Source organism: Nocardia sp. NPDC127526, assembly GCF_042672265.1.
Lineage (GTDB): Bacteria > Actinomycetota > Actinomycetes > Mycobacteriales > Mycobacteriaceae > Nocardia.
In genome coordinates this window covers 109,473-126,336 of sequence record NZ_JBHXVO010000021.1, presented here as the reverse complement: position 1 = coordinate 126,336, position 16,864 = coordinate 109,473, and the positions used below count along the sequence as shown (strand labels likewise).

17 protein-coding genes are annotated in these 16,864 nt (G+C 67.6%); 4 read left to right on the top strand and 13 right to left on the bottom strand.

All coding sequences use genetic code 11. The features are described from left to right. Positions 1 to 3: 3 nt before the first annotated feature. Both ACFVIV_RS27945 and ACFVIV_RS27940 read right to left on the bottom strand, forming a co-directional pair. Positions 4 to 1,551 carry a PTS ascorbate transporter subunit IIC gene (locus ACFVIV_RS27945; RefSeq protein WP_379201283.1) on the bottom strand — a complete coding sequence of 516 codons (1,548 nt, stop codon included), beginning with the start codon at positions 1,549 to 1,551 and terminating at the stop codon, positions 4 to 6. Between the two features lie 12 nt (positions 1,552 to 1,563). Further along, positions 1,564 to 2,406, bottom strand: coding sequence for a PTS sugar transporter subunit IIA (locus ACFVIV_RS27940; RefSeq protein WP_379201281.1), 843 nt, complete (start codon positions 2,404 to 2,406; stop codon positions 1,564 to 1,566). 144 nt (positions 2,407 to 2,550) lie between these two features. On the opposite strand from ACFVIV_RS27940, the gene ACFVIV_RS27935 reads away from it, so the two are divergent. Then, on the top strand, positions 2,551 to 3,369 hold the full coding sequence (locus ACFVIV_RS27935) for an SAM-dependent methyltransferase (protein ID WP_379201279.1): 819 nt from the start codon (positions 2,551 to 2,553) through the stop codon (positions 3,367 to 3,369). Positions 3,370 to 3,395: 26 nt separating this feature from the next. On the opposite strand, the gene ACFVIV_RS27930 is transcribed toward ACFVIV_RS27935, so the two are convergent. Beyond that, complete coding sequence (locus tag ACFVIV_RS27930) at positions 3,396 to 3,629, bottom strand: hypothetical protein (protein ID WP_379201277.1); 234 nt, start codon at positions 3,627 to 3,629, stop codon at positions 3,396 to 3,398. A 117-nt stretch (positions 3,630 to 3,746) separates the two neighbouring features. Here ACFVIV_RS27930 and ACFVIV_RS27925 point away from each other — a divergent pair, with 117 nt between their 5' ends. After that, complete coding sequence (locus tag ACFVIV_RS27925; RefSeq protein WP_379201327.1) at positions 3,747 to 4,373, top strand: adenylate kinase; 627 nt, start codon at positions 3,747 to 3,749, stop codon at positions 4,371 to 4,373. Positions 4,374 to 4,403: 30 nt separating this feature from the next. Here the strand turns inward: ACFVIV_RS27925 and ACFVIV_RS27920 are convergent, their stop codons facing one another. From ACFVIV_RS27920 to ACFVIV_RS27890, 7 genes are all read right to left on the bottom strand, one after another. Then, positions 4,404 to 5,072, bottom strand: coding sequence for a 4a-hydroxytetrahydrobiopterin dehydratase (locus tag ACFVIV_RS27920; protein WP_379201275.1), 669 nt, complete (start codon positions 5,070 to 5,072; stop codon positions 4,404 to 4,406). Between the two features lie 52 nt (positions 5,073 to 5,124). Next, positions 5,125 to 6,006: an alpha/beta fold hydrolase gene (locus ACFVIV_RS27915; protein WP_379201274.1), complete on the bottom strand. Its 882-nt coding sequence runs from the start codon at positions 6,004 to 6,006 to the stop codon at positions 5,125 to 5,127. A gap of 71 nt (positions 6,007 to 6,077) precedes the next feature. Beyond that, the gene (locus ACFVIV_RS27910; RefSeq protein ID WP_379201273.1) at positions 6,078 to 7,340 is read right to left on the bottom strand and encodes an acyl-CoA dehydrogenase family protein; all 1,263 of its coding nucleotides are present in this window, start codon (positions 7,338 to 7,340) and stop codon (positions 6,078 to 6,080) included. Positions 7,341 to 7,357: 17 nt separating this feature from the next. Then, the gene (locus tag ACFVIV_RS27905) at positions 7,358 to 8,236 is read right to left on the bottom strand and encodes an SDR family oxidoreductase (protein ID WP_379201272.1); all 879 of its coding nucleotides are present in this window, start codon (positions 8,234 to 8,236) and stop codon (positions 7,358 to 7,360) included. 36 nt (positions 8,237 to 8,272) lie between these two features. Further along, entirely contained in the window at positions 8,273 to 9,133 is an 861-nt protein-coding gene (locus tag ACFVIV_RS27900) for a MaoC/PaaZ C-terminal domain-containing protein (protein ID WP_379201271.1), read from the bottom strand. 1 nt (position 9,134) lies between these two features. Continuing rightward, a complete protein-coding gene (locus ACFVIV_RS27895) occupies positions 9,135 to 9,572 on the bottom strand; it encodes an SRPBCC family protein (RefSeq protein WP_379201270.1) in 438 nt (145 codons plus the stop codon). 106 nt (positions 9,573 to 9,678) lie between these two features. Beyond that, positions 9,679 to 10,884, bottom strand: a complete 1,206-nt coding sequence (locus ACFVIV_RS27890) for a lipid-transfer protein (protein ID WP_379201269.1) — start codon at positions 10,882 to 10,884, stop codon at positions 9,679 to 9,681. A gap of 328 nt (positions 10,885 to 11,212) precedes the next feature. Between ACFVIV_RS27890 and ACFVIV_RS27885 the strand changes: the two genes are divergently transcribed. Then, positions 11,213 to 12,865: a purine-cytosine permease family protein gene (locus ACFVIV_RS27885; RefSeq protein ID WP_379201267.1), complete on the top strand. Its 1,653-nt coding sequence runs from the start codon at positions 11,213 to 11,215 to the stop codon at positions 12,863 to 12,865. Positions 12,866 to 12,930: 65 nt separating this feature from the next. Here ACFVIV_RS27885 and ACFVIV_RS27880 read toward each other — a convergent pair whose 3' ends face one another. Next, positions 12,931 to 13,575 (bottom strand): TetR/AcrR family transcriptional regulator, encoded by a 645-nt coding sequence (locus ACFVIV_RS27880; protein ID WP_379201265.1) that lies wholly within the window; start codon positions 13,573 to 13,575, stop codon positions 12,931 to 12,933. A gap of 38 nt (positions 13,576 to 13,613) precedes the next feature. Beyond that, entirely contained in the window at positions 13,614 to 14,762 is a 1,149-nt protein-coding gene (locus tag ACFVIV_RS27875) for an MFS transporter (RefSeq protein ID WP_379201263.1), read from the bottom strand. Positions 14,763 to 14,865: 103 nt separating this feature from the next. Here ACFVIV_RS27875 and ACFVIV_RS27870 point away from each other — a divergent pair, with 103 nt between their 5' ends. Then, complete coding sequence (locus ACFVIV_RS27870) at positions 14,866 to 15,336, top strand: MarR family winged helix-turn-helix transcriptional regulator (RefSeq protein ID WP_379201261.1); 471 nt, start codon at positions 14,866 to 14,868, stop codon at positions 15,334 to 15,336. A 92-nt stretch (positions 15,337 to 15,428) separates the two neighbouring features. On the opposite strand, the gene ACFVIV_RS27865 is transcribed toward ACFVIV_RS27870, so the two are convergent. Next, the gene (locus tag ACFVIV_RS27865; protein ID WP_379201325.1) at positions 15,429 to 16,574 is read right to left on the bottom strand and encodes an MFS transporter; all 1,146 of its coding nucleotides are present in this window, start codon (positions 16,572 to 16,574) and stop codon (positions 15,429 to 15,431) included. Positions 16,575 to 16,864 lie beyond the last annotated feature (290 nt).

Sequence of the window (16,864 nt, the reverse complement as noted above, 5' to 3'; positions counted from 1 at the left end):
CCATCACTCCGGTGGCGGCGGGGGCGGAGCGCCTTGCGGGACCGGGATCTTCGCGTAGGTGCGCAGGCCCGCCTGGGTGATCGGCGCGGCGCTCTCCTCGGCGCGAGTGAGGCCGAGGGCGGCGTCGCGGGCCGCGCCCGGATCCCAGCCCGCCGCTACGACCTTGACCTGCACCAGGATCGCGGCGAGCAGGATCACCACGCCGATGCCCAGGCAGACGGCGATCGCGCCCGCGCCGCCGAGTTCGGCCGCGCCGCCGATGGCCGTGCCGAACCAGCCGAAGTCGGCGTCGCCGAAGGTGGTGTTCTCCTCGCCGAAGGGGCCCAGCACCTTCAGCAGAATGGCCGGCAGGAACGTGATCAGCACGCCGTTGACGAACGCGCCCGCCACCGCACCGCGCCGGCCGCCGGTGGCATTGCCGTAGACGCCGGCCGCGCCGCCGGTGAAGAAGTGCGGCACCAGGCCGGGCAATACCAGCGCAAGCCCGAAGAGCGGGTTGAAGATCCAGCTCAGCAATCCCAGGCTGATCAGGCCGCCGGTGAAGCTGGACAGGAATCCGAGGAGCACCGCGTTCTGCGCGTAGGGGAACACGATCGGCGCGTCCAGGGCGGGCACCGCGCCGGGCACGACCTTCTCGGCAATCCCCTGGAAGGCGGGCACCAGCTCGGCCAGGATGGTGCGCACGCCGAAGAGGATGACGGCCACGGCGATTCCGAAGTAGAGGCCCTGCTGCACCGACTTCATCAGGTAGTTGCCGATATTGGTCGCACCGTCCTCGAAGGCGCCGAAGGCGGTGTCCTCGCCTTCGCGCACCAGGTACGCGGTGCCGAGCACCAGGTACAGGATGACCATGGACAGCGCGGTCGCCACCATGGAGTCGCGCAGGAAGCGCAGGCCCTCCGGCAGATTCATCTCCTCGGTGCTGCGGCTGCGCTTGCCCACCAGCTGCCCGGTCGCGCCCGCCGCGATATAGCCCGCGGTGCCGAAATGCCCGATCGCGACCTCGTCGCCGCCGGTGACGCGCCGCGTCCAGGATTGCGCCAGCGCCGGCAGCGACACCATGACGATGCCCAGCAGAATGCCGCCGCTGATCACCACGACCGGCGTGGAGAAGCCCGCCACCGCCAGCACCATGGTCAGCAGCGTGGCCATGAACAGCATGTGGTGCCCGGTCAGGAAGACGTACCGCAGCGGCGTGAACCGGGCCAGCACCAGGCTGATGGCGAAGCCCAGAATCATCAGCCAGGTCACCTGCGCGCCGTACTCCTTCTGCGCGATGGCCACGATGGCCTCATTGGTGGGCACCACGCCGTGCGCGCCGAGCGCGCCCTGGATCATGATGCCGAGCGGCTCCAGCGAGGCCACCACCAGGCCCGCGCCGGCGCCGATGAGCAGGAAGCCCAGCGTCGCCTTGATGGCGCTGCCGATCACCTGCCCGGCGGGTTTGCGCAGGGCGATGAGACCGACGGCGGTGATGATGCCGATCAGATAGGCGGGCTGGCTGAGGATTTCATTGACGATGAACTGGGCAATGGCCAGTACGACATTCATGCTGCCGCCTTCCTAGACATCGAATAGCTCGCGCAGGGCTTGGTCGACTTCCGATGCGCTGGTGAAGTTCTCGATGACGCGCACCGGAATCCCCACGTCGCCCAGGGTTTTCGCGATCTCGCCCGAGGTGAGCACGGCGACCGCCTCACCCGCCTTGCCTTTGGCGGAGATGGTGTCGGTGGCCTCGACGGTGATGTAGGGAGTCCAGTGCCAACGGTCGAGTACCTGCTCCAATGTGCTCTTCAGGAACAAGCTGGTACCGACACCATTGCCGCAGACGGTGAGGATCTTCAGCGGCCCGGATTTCGTCCGTGCCGTGGAATGCGTTGCGGCCGTGTGTGTTTCACCCTTTGCCGCCGGAGCGCCCGAGGCCGCTGCCGCACCCGGGGCCGCCGCGGCCGGTTCGGGCGGCGGTCCGGCCAGCAATGCCCGCAACTGACCGGGTGTGCCCACCGCCCGCAGCACCTGATCCGCGCCGGGCTCCAGCAGCACCTTGGCCAGCGCCGCCATGGCGTCGGTGTGCACCTCGGCATCGGTGGCCGCCAGCGCCACGATCAGATCGACCGGATCGTTCGGGCTGCCGAATGCGACCGGTTCGCTCAGCCGTACCCACGACATGCCGGTGCGGTTCACCGCGGGCGACGGCCGGGCGTGCGCGAAGGCGAAACCCGGGGTGATGACGATGTACGGACCGTTCTCCTCAACATTGCGAATCATCTCGGCGGTGTACTCACCGGTTGCCACGCCGGTGGCGACCAGCAACTCACCGGCGGCGGCAATGCCCGCCCGCCAGTCCGTTGCACTGCCGTGCAGATCGATTGCTTCCGAAGGGAGGAGATCCACCAGGGAAGTCATGCCGTGATCCTTGCAGAGACGTACGATGGCAACCACTCGGCACACCGCAGGGCGGTGGCCGGCCCTTATCGAAGGTCCCGCCGGAAGACGTTCGGTTACTTACGATTACTGGCGAGGCGAAATCCTCGGACAGGGGTGATCGATATGACCGACCACGAACCCGTGGACCAGTCGAAACCGAGCATCGCGCGCGTCTACGACTATCTGCTGGGCGGCAAGGACAACTACGCGGCCGACCGCGAGGTCGGCGACTACTTCATCAATGATCTACCCGGTTCGGTCGATATCGCCTTCGCCAACCGCAATGCCCTCGTTCGCGCCGTCCGCGAGATCGCCGAGACCGGCGTGCGGCAGTTCATCGATATCGGCAGCGGCCTGCCGACCGCGCAGAACGTGCACCAGGTCGCCCAGCGCCATCGCCCCGACGCCCATGTGGTCTACGTCGACAGCGATCCGATCGTGCTGGCGCACAGCCGCGCCCTCCTGCAGACCGACCGGAACACCACCGTCATCCAATCCGAGCTGCGCGACGGCGAGGCCATCAGGTCCAATCCCGAAACCGAGCGCCTCATCGACTTCACCGAACCGGTGGCCGTCATCTTCAGCGCCGTGCTCCACCATCTCAATGACGACGAGAAACCCGGGGAACTGGTCCGCTACTGGTCCGAGCAGATCCCGCCCGGCAGCCCGGTCTACATCTCGCACTTCCGTTCCGGCGCCAATGAGCAGACCCGCGCCGCCGAATCCAAACTGCAATCCACCTTCGGCCGCGGCCGCTGGCGCACCGACGAGGAGATTCTGGACCTGTTCGACAACCTCGAACTCCAGCCCCCCGGCCTGGTCCCCTGCCCGCTCTGGCGCCCCGACCCCACGGACGACACCATCCGCCGCATCGGCGCCACCGAACACCACCTCACCGTCTGGGAGCAGCTCATCGCCTGCGCCCTCGCCCGCAAACCCTGACCGCCCCGGACGGTGCCGCGGCGGCGCTAGAGGCAGAAGCGGGCGCCGCCGGAAATCGAGTGCAGCAGGCAGACGAGGGATTCGGCGCTGCTCGAGCCGGGCGATACGCCGACGATCGGCGCCGGTTGCGCGCCGACGGGAGCCTGAGCGCCCGGCGTGGGCTCGAGCGGCATCCCGCCCGGGGCGGCACTCGCCGTTCCCGCTCCGGCAGCAAGGCTGATCGCTACGGCGGCAAGGACTTTCAGCGTCGAACGGCTCATCCGGCAACTCCTGTTCATGAATCGGATCATCCTGCACGGTAGCCAGGACGCCCATCTCGGGCACGCCCCCAAAGTCGTTGGCCACAGCTTCGGTGGAGATAGCCTTGACGGGTGATCATGCGACTCGTCTTGGTGGGCCCGCCCGGTGCGGGCAAGGGCACGCAGGCCACATTCATCTGCGAGAGGCTGGGAATCCCGCAGATCTCGACCGGCGAGATGCTGCGCGCCGCGAAGGCCGCGGGCGAGCTGGCGCAGGAGCACGTCGACGTGATGGCCGAGGGCGGGCTGCTACCCGATGCGGTCGCGCTCGACCTGGTGCGGACGCGGCTGGATGCCCCCGACAGCCGGCAGGGGTTCCTGCTCGACGGATTTCCCCGCACCGAGCCGCAGGCGCGCGGCCTCGACGCCATTCTCGAAAAGCGCGGCACGGCACTGGATGTCGTGCTCGCCCTGGAGGTGCCGGAGGATTTGCTCATCGAACGCGCGGTGCTGCGCCGCACGGACAGGCGCACCGGGCAGATCTACCACCTGAAATACAACCCGCCGCCCGCGGACGCGGAGCTGGAGCATCGCACCGACGATCACGAGGACGTGGTGCGCAAACGCATTGCCGCGTATCGGGATATGACGGCCGGCCTGCTGCCGTTCTACGAACGGCAGGGCAAACTGCGGCGTGTGGACGGCGCGGGAACGGTCGACGAGGTCGAGGAGCAGGTCTTCGCCGCGCTGGGAACCGCGGACTGAACCGCGATCCCCGCGCGCCGAATCCCTTGCCTACGAGGCGTCCCGGGGATCGCGTTCCTGCCAGGTGCACAGGCACACGCGGTTGCCCTCCGGATCGGCCAGCACCCAGAAGCGGGGTGCGGCCTCGTCGCTGACCAGGTGACCCCCGGCCGCGAGCGCGGCGTCCATGCGCGCACGGACCTGATCGGGTTCGATCCAGAGGTCCGGATGCCAGCGCTGGCGCGGCTCCTCGACGCCGGAGGGCTGGAACCAAATGGTCGGCAGCGCCTCGGCCGGATCGCGAATCTCGTCGGCGAGGTCCGCCCCGGATGGCACGCCCATGCCGAGGACCGCCGCCCAGAAGGGCAGCACGGAGTCCTGGGAGGGCGTATCGAGTCCGAGCTCCAGCCGGGAGACCTGCGCCGATTCGGTCGTTGCCCCGGCCTCGGCCGCGATTCCGGAGATGATGCGCGCCAATCGAGTATCGCGTTCGGTGACCCCGCGCTCGTCATGGCTGGTCAGCCGCACATCGATGTGTCCATAGCGCAGATCGACATCGGGATGGTGATCCGCTTCCTCGGCCGCCGCGCCAATGGCATTGACGATCGACAATCCGGCCGCGAAGTTCTTGGTCCGAATACGAGTGTGCAACCCGTCGACCAGATAGGCCCAGCCGTCCAGCCCCGCATCCGCGATCTGTTGTCCGCTCAGCTTCGTCATAGAGCCATACTCGCAGCCCGGCTCCTCGTATCGACCGGATTTCTCGCAGTCGTCAACTCACATCGCGTTGAGCGGACAGGCGGTTGTCGATGAAATCCGTGAGAAGCGAGGCGATTTCGACAGGATCGTCGCGCTGCGGGCAGTGACCGGCGTGGGGCAGGACCACCAGTTCGCTGCCCGGGAGGCGGCGTTGCAGGTCGCGGCCGGCCTGCACCGGGATGATCCTGTCCTTCGCGCCGTGCACGATGCGCACCGGGCAGGTGATCGGATCGGCCGAATAGCCGTCCACGGTTTCGCGGGCGAAGCGAACCGCATAGTCGGCCAGCCAGGCGACGGCGGCGCGGCGGCCGTACTTCTCCACCCAGCCCGCGACCAGGACGCGATCGGCCTTGCGCGGGTCGCCCCACAGGAAGCGGGTGGCAATGGAGATGCCGAGCCGCACCAGCGGTGTGGGCAGCCAAACGCGGTACAGCAGCGCCCCGGCGAACGGGGCCACGCGCGAGCGGGACAGTCTGGCCAGCCAATCGTTCGACAGAATCGGCTCGTCCAGGCAGACGATCCCCCGCACCAGCGCCGGATTGCGTTGTGCGGCACGCAGCGACACCGCGACGCCCAGCGAATTGCCCACCAGCACAGCCGGTCCGGTGGCTGCGAGCACCGCATCCGCGAAGGCGTCGAGCTGCGGCAGCAGCGGACCGGGCGTGAACGGTTCGGCCGCACCGAATCCGGCCATGTCCACCGCCAGCGCGGGCCGGTTCGCGGCGGCCAGCGCGCCCAGCACGCCCCGCCAGGTATCGGCGGAATCGGCGAAGCCGTGCAGCAGCAGAATCGGAATCCCCTTGCCGGGCACCGACAGTACGCGGGTGCGCAGGCTGCCGTAGGTCTGGAATCGCTCGCTGACCCCGCCGGTCACGGCGGGCCGCGGTGACGTCATTGTCACTCCTGTTCGAGCACGGGCGGACGGTCCGGATGGGCGGGCACACCCATCCGGACCCTGCTCGGCCACTACTGGGCGAGCAGTCCCTTCGCCACGTGGGTCACCTGGATCTCATTGCTGCCGGCGTAGATCATCAGCGACTTGGCGTCGCGGGCCAGCTGTTCGACGTGGTACTCGGACATGTAGCCGTTGCCGCCGAACAGCTGCACGGCCTCCATGGCCACCTCGGTCGCGGTCTCGGAGCAGTACAGCTTCATGGCCGAGGCCTCCGCGAGCGTCGGCGACTTCCCGGCGCGGCCGCGTTCGAGAATGTTGAAGACCATGTTCTGCACATTGATCCGGGCGATTTCCATCTTGGCCAGCTTCAACTGCACCAGCTGGAAGCGCCCGATCTCCTGGCCCCAGAGTTTGCGGTTCTTGGCGTAATCCAGGCACAGCCGGTGACATTCGTTGATGATGCCCAGCGCCATGAACGCCACCCCGATGCGTTCGGCGGTGAAACTCGAACGGGCGCTTTCGCGTCCGTCGCCGCCCCGGTGCTCCTCGGTCTCGCCGAGCAGCCGGTCCCGCGACAGCCGCACATTGTCGAAGAACAGTTCACCGGTGGGTGAGGCGTGCAGGCCCATCTTCTTGAACGGCTTGCCCTGGGTGAACCCCTCCATGCCCTTGTCGAGCACGAAGGTGAGCACCTTGCGATCGCGCTTGTCCGCGCCGTCGCCCTCGTCGAGCTTGGCGTAGACGATGACGGTGTCGGCGTAGGGGCCATTGGTGATGAAGGTCTTCTGCCCGTTGAGGATGTAGTCCTCGCCGTCGCGGCGCACATAGGTCTTCATGCCGCCGAAAGCGTCGGAGCCGGAATCGGGTTCGGTGATGGCCCAGGCCGCGACCTTCTTCATGGTCACCAGGTCCGGGAGCCAGCGCTCCTTCTGCGCGAGGGTGCCGCGCGAGAGGATGGTGGTGGCCCCGAGACCGATGCTGACGCCCATGGCGGTCACCAGGCCCATGCACACCCCGGACAGTTCGCTGATGAGCACCGCCATGAGCGATTCCTGACCGGCGAACGGGCCACCCTCCCCGGATCCGTTCTTCTTCTCCGGCAAGGGTTCCCCGGCGGCGAGGGCCTCCTCCCGCTGACGCTGCCCGGCCAGCAGCTTGGCGACAGCCTCCCCGCCCATGGCCTCTATCCCGAAGTCCTGGAACAGCTTCCGAATGATGGGGTAGGGCAGCATGTCGCCGCTGTCGAGGGCTTCCAGATGCGGCCGGATCTCCTTGGCGATGAAATCGCGCACCGCGCCGCGGATGATCTCGTCGGTCTCGGACCATTCGAACATCGTTGTTCTCCAGGGGGTCAGGGCAGCCGGTCGCCGATATCGTCGATCAGCCACGGGCCTTCGGTCTCGATGGTCTTCACGTCGTGCCAGCCCGCGAGTTCGGAGATGGCGCCGCCCTGCACCGCGAACACCTTGCCGGTGATCGGGCACTTCTCGGTGGCGAGATAGGCGACCAGCGGGGAGATATTGGCGGGGCTGAAGGCGTCGAAGCCGCCTTCCGCCACGGCCTCGGCCTCCGCCGCCATCATCGCGCCCATACCGGGCGTCGCCAGGGTGAGACGCGTGCGCGCAATGGGCGCGATGGCGTTCACGCGCACGCCGTAGCGGGCCAGCTCGTCGGCCGCGACCAGGGTGAGCGCGGCAATGCCGGCCTTGGCGGCGCCGTAATTGGCCTGTCCGGCATTGGGCACCGTGGTGCCCGACGCCGACGCGGTATTGATGACCGCGGCATTGGGCTGATTGCCCGCCTTGGACTGGTCCTTCCAGTACCCGGCCGCATGCCGCAGCACGGCCGCGTGCCCCTTGAGATGCACGGCGATGACCGCGTCCCACTGCGCCTCGTCCATGCCGGCCAGGAAGGCGTCGCGCAGGATGCCCGCATTGTTGACCACCACGTCCAGCCGCCCGAACTCCGCGACCGCCTGATCGATGAGGTTCTTCGCGCCCTGCCAGTCGGCGATATTGTCGGTGTTCGCGATCGCCCGCCCCCCTGCGGCGACGATCTCGTTCACCACCTCCTGCGCGGGCCCGGCATCCGAGCCCTCACCGGAGTTGCTGCCGCCGAGATCGTTCACCACGACCGCGGCGCCCTCCTTGGCGAACAGCAGCGCGTGCTCGCGGCCGATGCCGCGGCCCGCGCCGGTGATGACGGCTACCCGTCCGTCCAATGCACCCATATGTCTTGCTCCCTTGCGAAAGTCGGAGAACGCGGATCAGTCCGCGATGACGGCGAGGCCGTCGGTGAGCACCAGGTCGCTCCCGCGCCCGGTTTCGAAGGCGTAGCTGGTGAGCCCGTTCTTGCTGTCCTGCTGCCAGATCCGGGTCTCCAGGTCGTCGCCGGGAAAGACCATCTTGGAGAAGCGGACGGCGAATCGCTTCAGCCGCTGCACATCCGAGCCCGCGGTCTCGGTGAGTACACCCCAGGAGGACATGGCCATGGTGCACAGGCCGTGCGCGATGATGCCCGGCAGTCCGGCATCCTTGGCCACCTGATCGTCCAGGTGAATGGGCACCGGATCGCCGGAGGCCGGGGAGTACCGGTACGTCTGATCGGCGTCCACGTGCGCGTGCGCCTTCGCCAGCGGCTGTCCCGCTGTCGTGCTGTCGAACCGGTGCGGCGGCGCGCCGTCGCCGACCTGCTTGCCGGCGTCGATATTGCGGAAGAACGCGGTCAGGTACTGCTCGTTGACCAGTTCACCGTCCTCGGAACGGCATTCGATGAGGATGGTGATGGTGGACCCGGTGTCCTTGCTGTCGTAGCCGATGGCCTTGGCGCGCGACACCAGTATGTCGCCGGGACGGATGGGGCGATGGAAGTGGAAGTCCTGCTCGCCGTGCACGACCCGGCCGAAGATGTCCATGGGGGCCACCTCGATGACCGGCATCATCATGGCCTCGAAGACCGGGACGATGGCGAAGATCGGCGGCGCCACAGTGCCTTCGAGATGCGCGGCGATGGGATCGTTGGTGGCGGCGGCGTATTCGGCGATCCGCTCCCGGGTGACCTCGAAGCGCTCCTCGTCGGACCAGACGTTCAGGCCCGCATCGTCGAAAGCGACGGTGGTGGAGGCCATCTCAGGCCGCCGTGGCCAGCGCGTCGAGTGCGGCGAGGGTCTTGTCGAGCTGGGTGAGCCCGTCCTTCTCCACGGCCTTGCCCAGCGCGCCCTTGATGAGCGCGCCCTCGAAGTCGCCGGACACCGCGAACCGGCTGCCGCTGTCGGTGGGCTGGATGTCGAAGGAGAACTGCACCTTCACACCCGCCATGCCGGTGCCGCTGAGCACCAGGCGATTCGGGGTGTCGACGCTCTCCACCACCCATTCGATCTTGTTGGCCATGCCGAGCATCATGATCTTGGCGACCAGCTTGGAACCCGCCGCCAGGACGGCGGGCGGCTCCTCCATCCAGCGCTCGTGGATGGAGAACCACTTGTCCCAGGTCTGCGGATCGGAGACGACGGCCCACAGGGCGTCGGGGCTGGCGGTCAGGTCTTTGCCGGCTTCGATATGACCCATTACTTGCGCTCCTGATTCCTCCCGCGCTCCCGGCTGTGCCGGGAGCGCGGATACTGCGAAGTTGACTGTGTTCCGGGAGCCGGAATCGGCTCCAAGGCTTGTGGGTTCAGCGATCCGCGCGCTGATAGGCGGTGACGACGGCCGCGCCGCCGAGACCGATGTTGTGCTGCAGGGCGGCGGTGACGTTGCCGACCTGACGCTTGTCGGCGGTGCCGCGCAGCTGCCAGGTGAGCTCGCTGCACTGCGCCAATCCCGTTGCGCCGAGCGGGTGCCCCTTGGAGATGAGGCCGCCGGAGGGGTTGACGACCCACTTGCCGCCGTAGGTGGTGGCGCCGTCGTCGATGAGCTTTCCGGCCTCACCCTCCGGACAGAGTCCGAGGGCCTCGTAGAGCAGCAGCTCATTGGCGGAGAAGCAGTCGTGCAGTTCGATGACCTGGAAGTCCTCCGGGCCGAGTCCGGCTTGCGCATAGACCTTTTCGGCGGCCTGGACGTTCATGTCATAGCCGATGAGGTTCTTGGCGGTGCCGTCGAACGTGGATCCGAAGTCGGTGGTCATGGCCTGGCCGACGATTTCCACCGCCTGGCCGGCCAGGTCGTGGCGCGTCACGAACTCCTCGCTGGCGAGGATCACCGCGCCCGAGCCGTCGGAGGTCGGCGAGCACTGCAGCTTGGTGAGCGGGTTGTAGATCATCCGCGAACCGAGGATGTCGTCGAGCGAATACTCCTCTTGGAACTGCGCATACGGGTTGTTCACCGAATGCTTGTGGTTCTTGTAGCCGATCTTGGCGAAGTGCTCGGCGGTGCTGCCGTACTTCTCCATGTGCTCGCGTCCGGCAGCGCCGAACATCCACGGGGCCACGGGGAACAGCACTTCGGAGATCTCGGCGAGCGCCATGATGTGCTTGGCCATCGGCTGCTCGCGGTCCTCGTACATGGTGCCGAGCGAGCCCGGCTGCATCTTCTCGAAGCCCAGCGCCAGGGTGCAGTCCGCGAGCCCGCCCCGAATCGCCTGTGCCGCAAGGTAGAGCGCGGTCGAGCCGGTGGAGCAGTTGTTGTTGACGTTCACCACGGGAATGCCGGTCATGCCCAGCTCGTAGACCGCGCGCTGCCCCGAAGTGGACTCGCCGTAGACGTATCCGACGTACGCCTGCTCGATTTCGCGGTAGTCGATCCCGGCGTCGGCGAGGGCCTTGGTGCCCGATTCGCGCGCCATATCCGGGTAGTCCCAGTCGCTGCCGTCCTCGTTCTTGCGCCGCCCCGGCTTCTCGAACTTCGTCATGCCGACGCCGACGACGTAGACCTTGTTCGTCATCGAACTCCTCACAGATGGGTGGCCGATCCGTCGGATCGAGCTGGCCACAAACATACAGCTGTGTATGTAACCCAGCAAGAGCTGAACCCGAACAAGCCCTCGTTGGTGTCAAAAACCAATGTCATGGCCGGTAAACGGATACATACAGATGAACGTGTATGTATCGGGAACCCGCAGCGCTTGCCGCGGCGTAGCCGATTCCTGTGAGCTGCGTCACCGGTGAGGCGGGCTTAACAATCACGTAATCGACAGGCAATTGCTCGTCTACATCCCTGTACGAACTTCAAATGGTTGTCAGTAACGCTGTGAGGGTGACAGGGAGATTCACGTGGTCGATGTCGATACCCGTGCGAGTACCAATGACGGATTGGCGGCGGCCAAGGAGACGCTGGAGGACTACACGCTGCGGTTCGCGCCCCGCAGTTACCGAAAGTGGAGCCCGGCGGTGGTCGGCATCTCGGCACTCGGCGGTATCGCCTACCTGGCCGACTTCGCCATCGGCGCGAATATCGGCATTGCGCACGGAACCGGAAACGCGCTGCTCGGCATTGGTATCTTCGCGATTGTGGTGATGCTGACCGGCTTTCCGCTGGCGTATTACGCGGCGCGCTACAACATCGATCTCGATCTGATCACGCGCGGCAGCGGATTCGGCTACAAGGGCTCGATCATCACGAATATCGTGTTCGCGTCCTTCACCTTCATCTTCTTCGCGCTCGAAGGCTCGATCATGGCGCAGGGCCTGGAATTGGGGCTCGGAATTCCGCTCTGGCTGGGCTATCTGGCCTCGACGCTCATCATCTTCCCGCTGGTCATCTACGGCATGAACACCCTGGCCAAACTGCAGGTCTGGACGACGCCGCTATGGTTGCTGCTGATGGTGCTGCCGTTCGCGTTCCTGGTGATCCGGCACCCGGAATCGGTGGACGCGTTCTGGGCCTACGGCGGTGAGAACGGTTCGGGCGTCAGCATTTCCGGCACCCTGCTGGCGGCGGGCGTGTGCCTGTCGCTCATCGCGCAGATCGCCGAGCAGATCGACTATCTGCGCTTCATGCCGCCCAAGACGCCGGAGAACGCGCGCCGCTGGTGGGGCTGGATGCTGCTGGCGGGCCCGGGCTGGGTGCTCTTCGGCGCCATCAAGCAGGTCGTCGGCCTGTTCCTGGCGGTCTACCTGATCGCGAATCTGGATGCGGCGCAGGGCATCGCGAATCAGCCGGTGCACCAGTTCCTGGAGATCTACAAGGACATGGTCCCCGGCTGGCTGGCCATGACGCTGGCCGTGGTGCTGGTCGTCATCAGCCAGATCAAGATCAATGTCACCAATGCCTACTCCGGCTCGCTGGCCTGGACCAACTCCTACACCCGGGTCACCAAGACCTACCTGGGCCGGCTGATCTTCCTGGCCGTGAACCTGATCATCGCGCTGGTGCTGATGGAAGCCAATATGTTCGGCTTCCTCAACAACATCCTGGGCTTCTACGCCAACTGCGGCATCGCCTGGATCGTCACCGTCGCAACGGATATCGCGATCAACAAGTACGTCCTGAAGATCTCGCCCAAGGTGCCCGAGTTCCGCCGCGGCATGCTCTACGACTACAACCCCGTGGGCCTGGTCGGCTTCGGACTCTCGGCGGCGCTGTCGATCATGACCTTCTTCGGCCTGTTCGGGGAGCTGCTGAAGCCCTATTCGCCGCTGGTCGCGGTGGTGGTCGCCTTCGTCGCCACGCCGCTGACGGCCATGGCCACCAAGGGCAAGTACTACCTGCGCCGCGGCGACGACGGCATCGAGCTGCCGCTGTTCGACGAGCACGGCAACCCGTCCGGCGAGACGCTGCCCTGCGTGGTGACCGGCATGGAGTTCGAGCGGCCGGACATGATCGCCTCGGCGGTGCCGGGTCCGGAGGGCGAGATCCAGTACATCAGCTCGCTCGCGCTCTCGACCGACAAGGCGGGCATCCACCTGCTGCCGCGCCAGCACTGAGTCACCGACGGCAGAGCCGTGCCGGGCGAGATCCCCTCGCCGGCACGGCTTTCGCCGTCTCCGGGTCAGTCCGCGAGCCGCAGCCCCGGCAGCGACTCCCGCGCCGCCGCCCGCAGATGCGCGCAGGCGCGCTGCCAACGCCGGTGCGCGCGTTCGCGATCGGAGTCGATGAAGCTGGCCACCAGGATCCCGCGCAGCGCGTCCATCGCGGTGTAGACGAAATCCCGTGCGTCCCTGCGATGCACCTCGTCCGGCACGTACCGGCTCAAGGCCATCAGCACCGCATTGTTCACGAACGGCTCGACCTTGTGCGCCTCCAGCGCCAGCACCGGATCCGTGCGCCCCGCCACCCACAGCTCCATGGCCGCGATGAACAACGGCCCCTGATGCAGCTCCCACAGCGAGTCCAGCACGGTCGTCACCGGATCGGCCCCCACCTTGATCCGGGAGAGCTCCTGCATGGCCGCCTCGGTGCGCCGCTGCGCCAGATGACTGATGGCCGCGACCACCAGATCCTCCTTGGCCCCGAAGTGGTGCACCTGCGCCCCGCGCGTCACGCCCGCCCGCTCGGCCACCCGCGGCGTGGTGGTCCCCGCGTACCCGTACTCCACCAGGCATTCGATGGTCGCGTCCAGCAATCGGGCCCGCGTCTCACTGCTGCGCTGCTCCTGCGTGCGACGCGGCGGTTTCGAGACGGCGGACCTGGTCATGCCGCGGATTCTACACAGTTACATACACGGCTGTATGTTCACGGCCGGGTTGCGGCGCCGACCCTGGGCGACCTGCTGTCCCGGTACAGCATGAGCCCGGCCAGCCCCGCGGCGGCGAGGGTGACGGCCGCGCCGATCAGCGGCAATGCCCTCGGACCGGGTCCCGCGCCGATGATCCAGCCGCCCGAACGACCGGCGAGGGCGGCGGCGAGCTGGAAACCGGACGCATTGATCGCCACGGCCAGCGTGGGCGCGGCCGCGGCAGCGGTGATGACCCGGGCCTGCATGCCCGGAATGATCGCGAAGGCGAGCACACCGAGCACGAAGACCAGAAGCACGGCGAGCCAGTGGTTTCCGTCGACAATGCCGAAGATCGCGAGCGCGGCGGACAGGCACGTCAGCAGCCCGGTCAGCGCGGGCAGCAGCGCGCGATCGGCCGCCCGCCCGCCGAGCTGATTCCCCACGACCGCGCCCGCGCCGTAGACCAGCAGCAGGACGGGCGCCGCGGCGGCCGCGAATCCGGCCACCTCGGTGAGCAGCGGCGTGATGTAGGTGAACACCATGAGCACGCCCACATTGCCGAGTGCGGTGAGAGCGATGGCGAGCAGCACCCGGCGGTCACCGAGGACGCGCAGTTCGCGCAGTGCGGAACCCGCTGTCGCCGAAGGCAGTTCGGTCACGAAGAGCAGCACCGCGCCCAAGGCCGCCAGTGCGCACGCGGCGACGACCGCGAAGGTGGCGCGCCAGCCGAGCTGCTGCCCGATCCAGGTGCCGAGCGGAGTGCCGAGAATGAGCCCGAGATTCATGCCGAGGGCGATCTGCGCGATGGTGGACGCGGCCTTCCCGGCCGGCGCGAGGGCCACCGCGGTGGTGACCGCGACCGCGAAGAAGGTCGCGACCACCAGACCGGCCGCGAATCGAGTGGCCAGCAGCACCGAATAGCCGGGCGCGAGCGCCGATCCCAGATTGGCGAGCACCGCCACCGCCACCAGCCCGAGCAGCACCGCCCGCCGCGGCAGCCGGGCCGTCGCCACGGTGACCACCGGCCCGCCGACGATCATGCCCAGCGCATACGCGGTCACCAGCTGACCGGCCGCCGACACCGGGACCAACAGTGCGCCCGCGACCTCCGGCAGGATCCCGGCGACCACGAATTCGCCTGTGGTGAGACTGAATACCACCAGCATCAGGGACAGGACAGGGAGTCGCATCATCACTCCAAATAGTTACAACTCGAATAGTACGAGTTGTAACTATCATAGTTCGAAGCTTCCCTGCTAGACTCGGCTCATGGCACGGCGCACCGGCACCACGCCGACACACCACGTGGACACCGAGATCGAGCGGGACGTGTGCAAACTCGTGCACACCTTCACCCACCGCCTCGACATCCACGTCCGGCGCGTGGCCGACGCCCTGGGGCTCACCCCGTCCCAGGTGATCGCACTGCGCGAACTGTCCGAACCCATTACCGCGCGTGAACTCGCCGCCCGCATGTCCTGCGAGCCCTCGAACGCGACCTTCGTCCTGGACCGGCTCGAAGCGCACGGCCTGATCGAACGCCGGCCGCACCCGACCGACCGGCGCGCCAAACAGATCGAGCTCACCGCGGCCGGACAGGACACGCGGACCGCCGTCCTCGCCCGCCTGGAAACCGAATCCCCGCTCACCACACTGGATGTCGAGCAGCAGCACGCCCTGCGCGACCTGCTCCGGCACCTGGTCGGCCCGGAAAGCGCTCCCCACGCGGAACCGTCGTGAACGCGGGGCGCAACTCGAGCGTCATGAACGCGGGCCTGACCCGTGAGTCATGAACGCAGATGCGGCTGAGGCGACGTGGACGCGGGCTCGACTCAGGCTTTGGCGGCCGGGCGGCGCGCGATCAGCACGGTCACGGCGAAGAGCGCGGTGCCGACGACCGCTAGGCCCGCACCCACGGCCGCGGGCGCGGTGTAGCCGAGACCGGCGGCGATCACCACACCGCCGAGCCAGGCGCCGGCCGCATTGGCGATGTTCAACGCGGCATGGTTGAGCGCGGCGGCGAGGGTCTGCGCATCGTGCGCGACATCCATGAGCCGGGTCTGCAAGCCCGGAGCCAGCGCCGCGCCCGACGCGCCGATCAGGAAGGCGCCGACCGCCGCGGTGTACGGATTGTGGGCCGCGGCAATGAATCCGGCGAGAATCACGATCATGGCGATCATGGCGGCGAAGATGGCGCGGTCCACGCCGCGGTCGGCGAGCACGCCGCCGACGATATTGCCCGCCACCATGCCCAGACCGAAGAGCATGAGCACGATCGGGACCAGGCCCAGGCGCATACCGGCCACATCGGTGAGGGTCGTGGTGATGTAGGTGTAGACGGCGAACATGCCGCCGAACCCGACCGCGCCCACCAGCAGGGTGAGCAGCACCTGGGAGCGCCGCAGCGCGCCGAGCTCGGTGCGGGGGTCGGTGAGGCGAATGCCGTGCAACTCCGGGACGAAGCGGGCAATGGCCGCGACGGTCGCGATGCCGATAACGGTGACCACCACGAAGGCGTCGCGCCAGCCCAGATGCTGGCCCAGCCATGTGGCCGAAGGAACGCCGACAACATTGGCGGCGCTCAGGCCCAGCATAACCGCGGCAACCGCCTTGGCCCGCTGGCCCACCGGCGCCAGCGACGCCGCCGCGAGCGACGCCACACCGAAATAGGCCCCGTGCGGCAAGCCGGATACGAACCGCGCGAGCGTCAGCGTCGCGAAGCTGGGCGCGATCACCGTGGCCGCATTACCCAGGCTGAACGCCACCATCAAGGCCATCAGCAGCCGCTTGCGCGGCACCCGCGCGCACAGCGCCGCGATCACCGGCGCACCCACGACCACACCCAGCGCATACGCCGAAACAGCATGCCCCGCAGTAGGTTCGGAAACTTTCATGGCCGCCGCGATATCCGGCAGCAACCCCATGGTCACGAATTCGGTCGTCCCGATCCCGAACCCCCCGAGCGCCAGCGCCAGCATGGCCGGCACATGCCAACCGCTCCGCCCCGCGACAGCACTCGCCCCGCCCTCAGCGGGCGTGGACACAACCTCGGCTTCGGACCCGGATTTCACCACGACCAATCGCAACACCCGAGCGAACTCCCCCGATACCCCAAACCCCGGTGATCTCACTCACCGGGCACTTCCGCAAAACAGTTCGGGCACCCGCCCACTCACCGTTCGGTGAGGGCAGGTGCCCGGAATGTGTGCGGCGAGATGGCCCCGGCCGGGACGATCGGTCCCGGCCGCCATCGTTCGCCGCTGCGGCG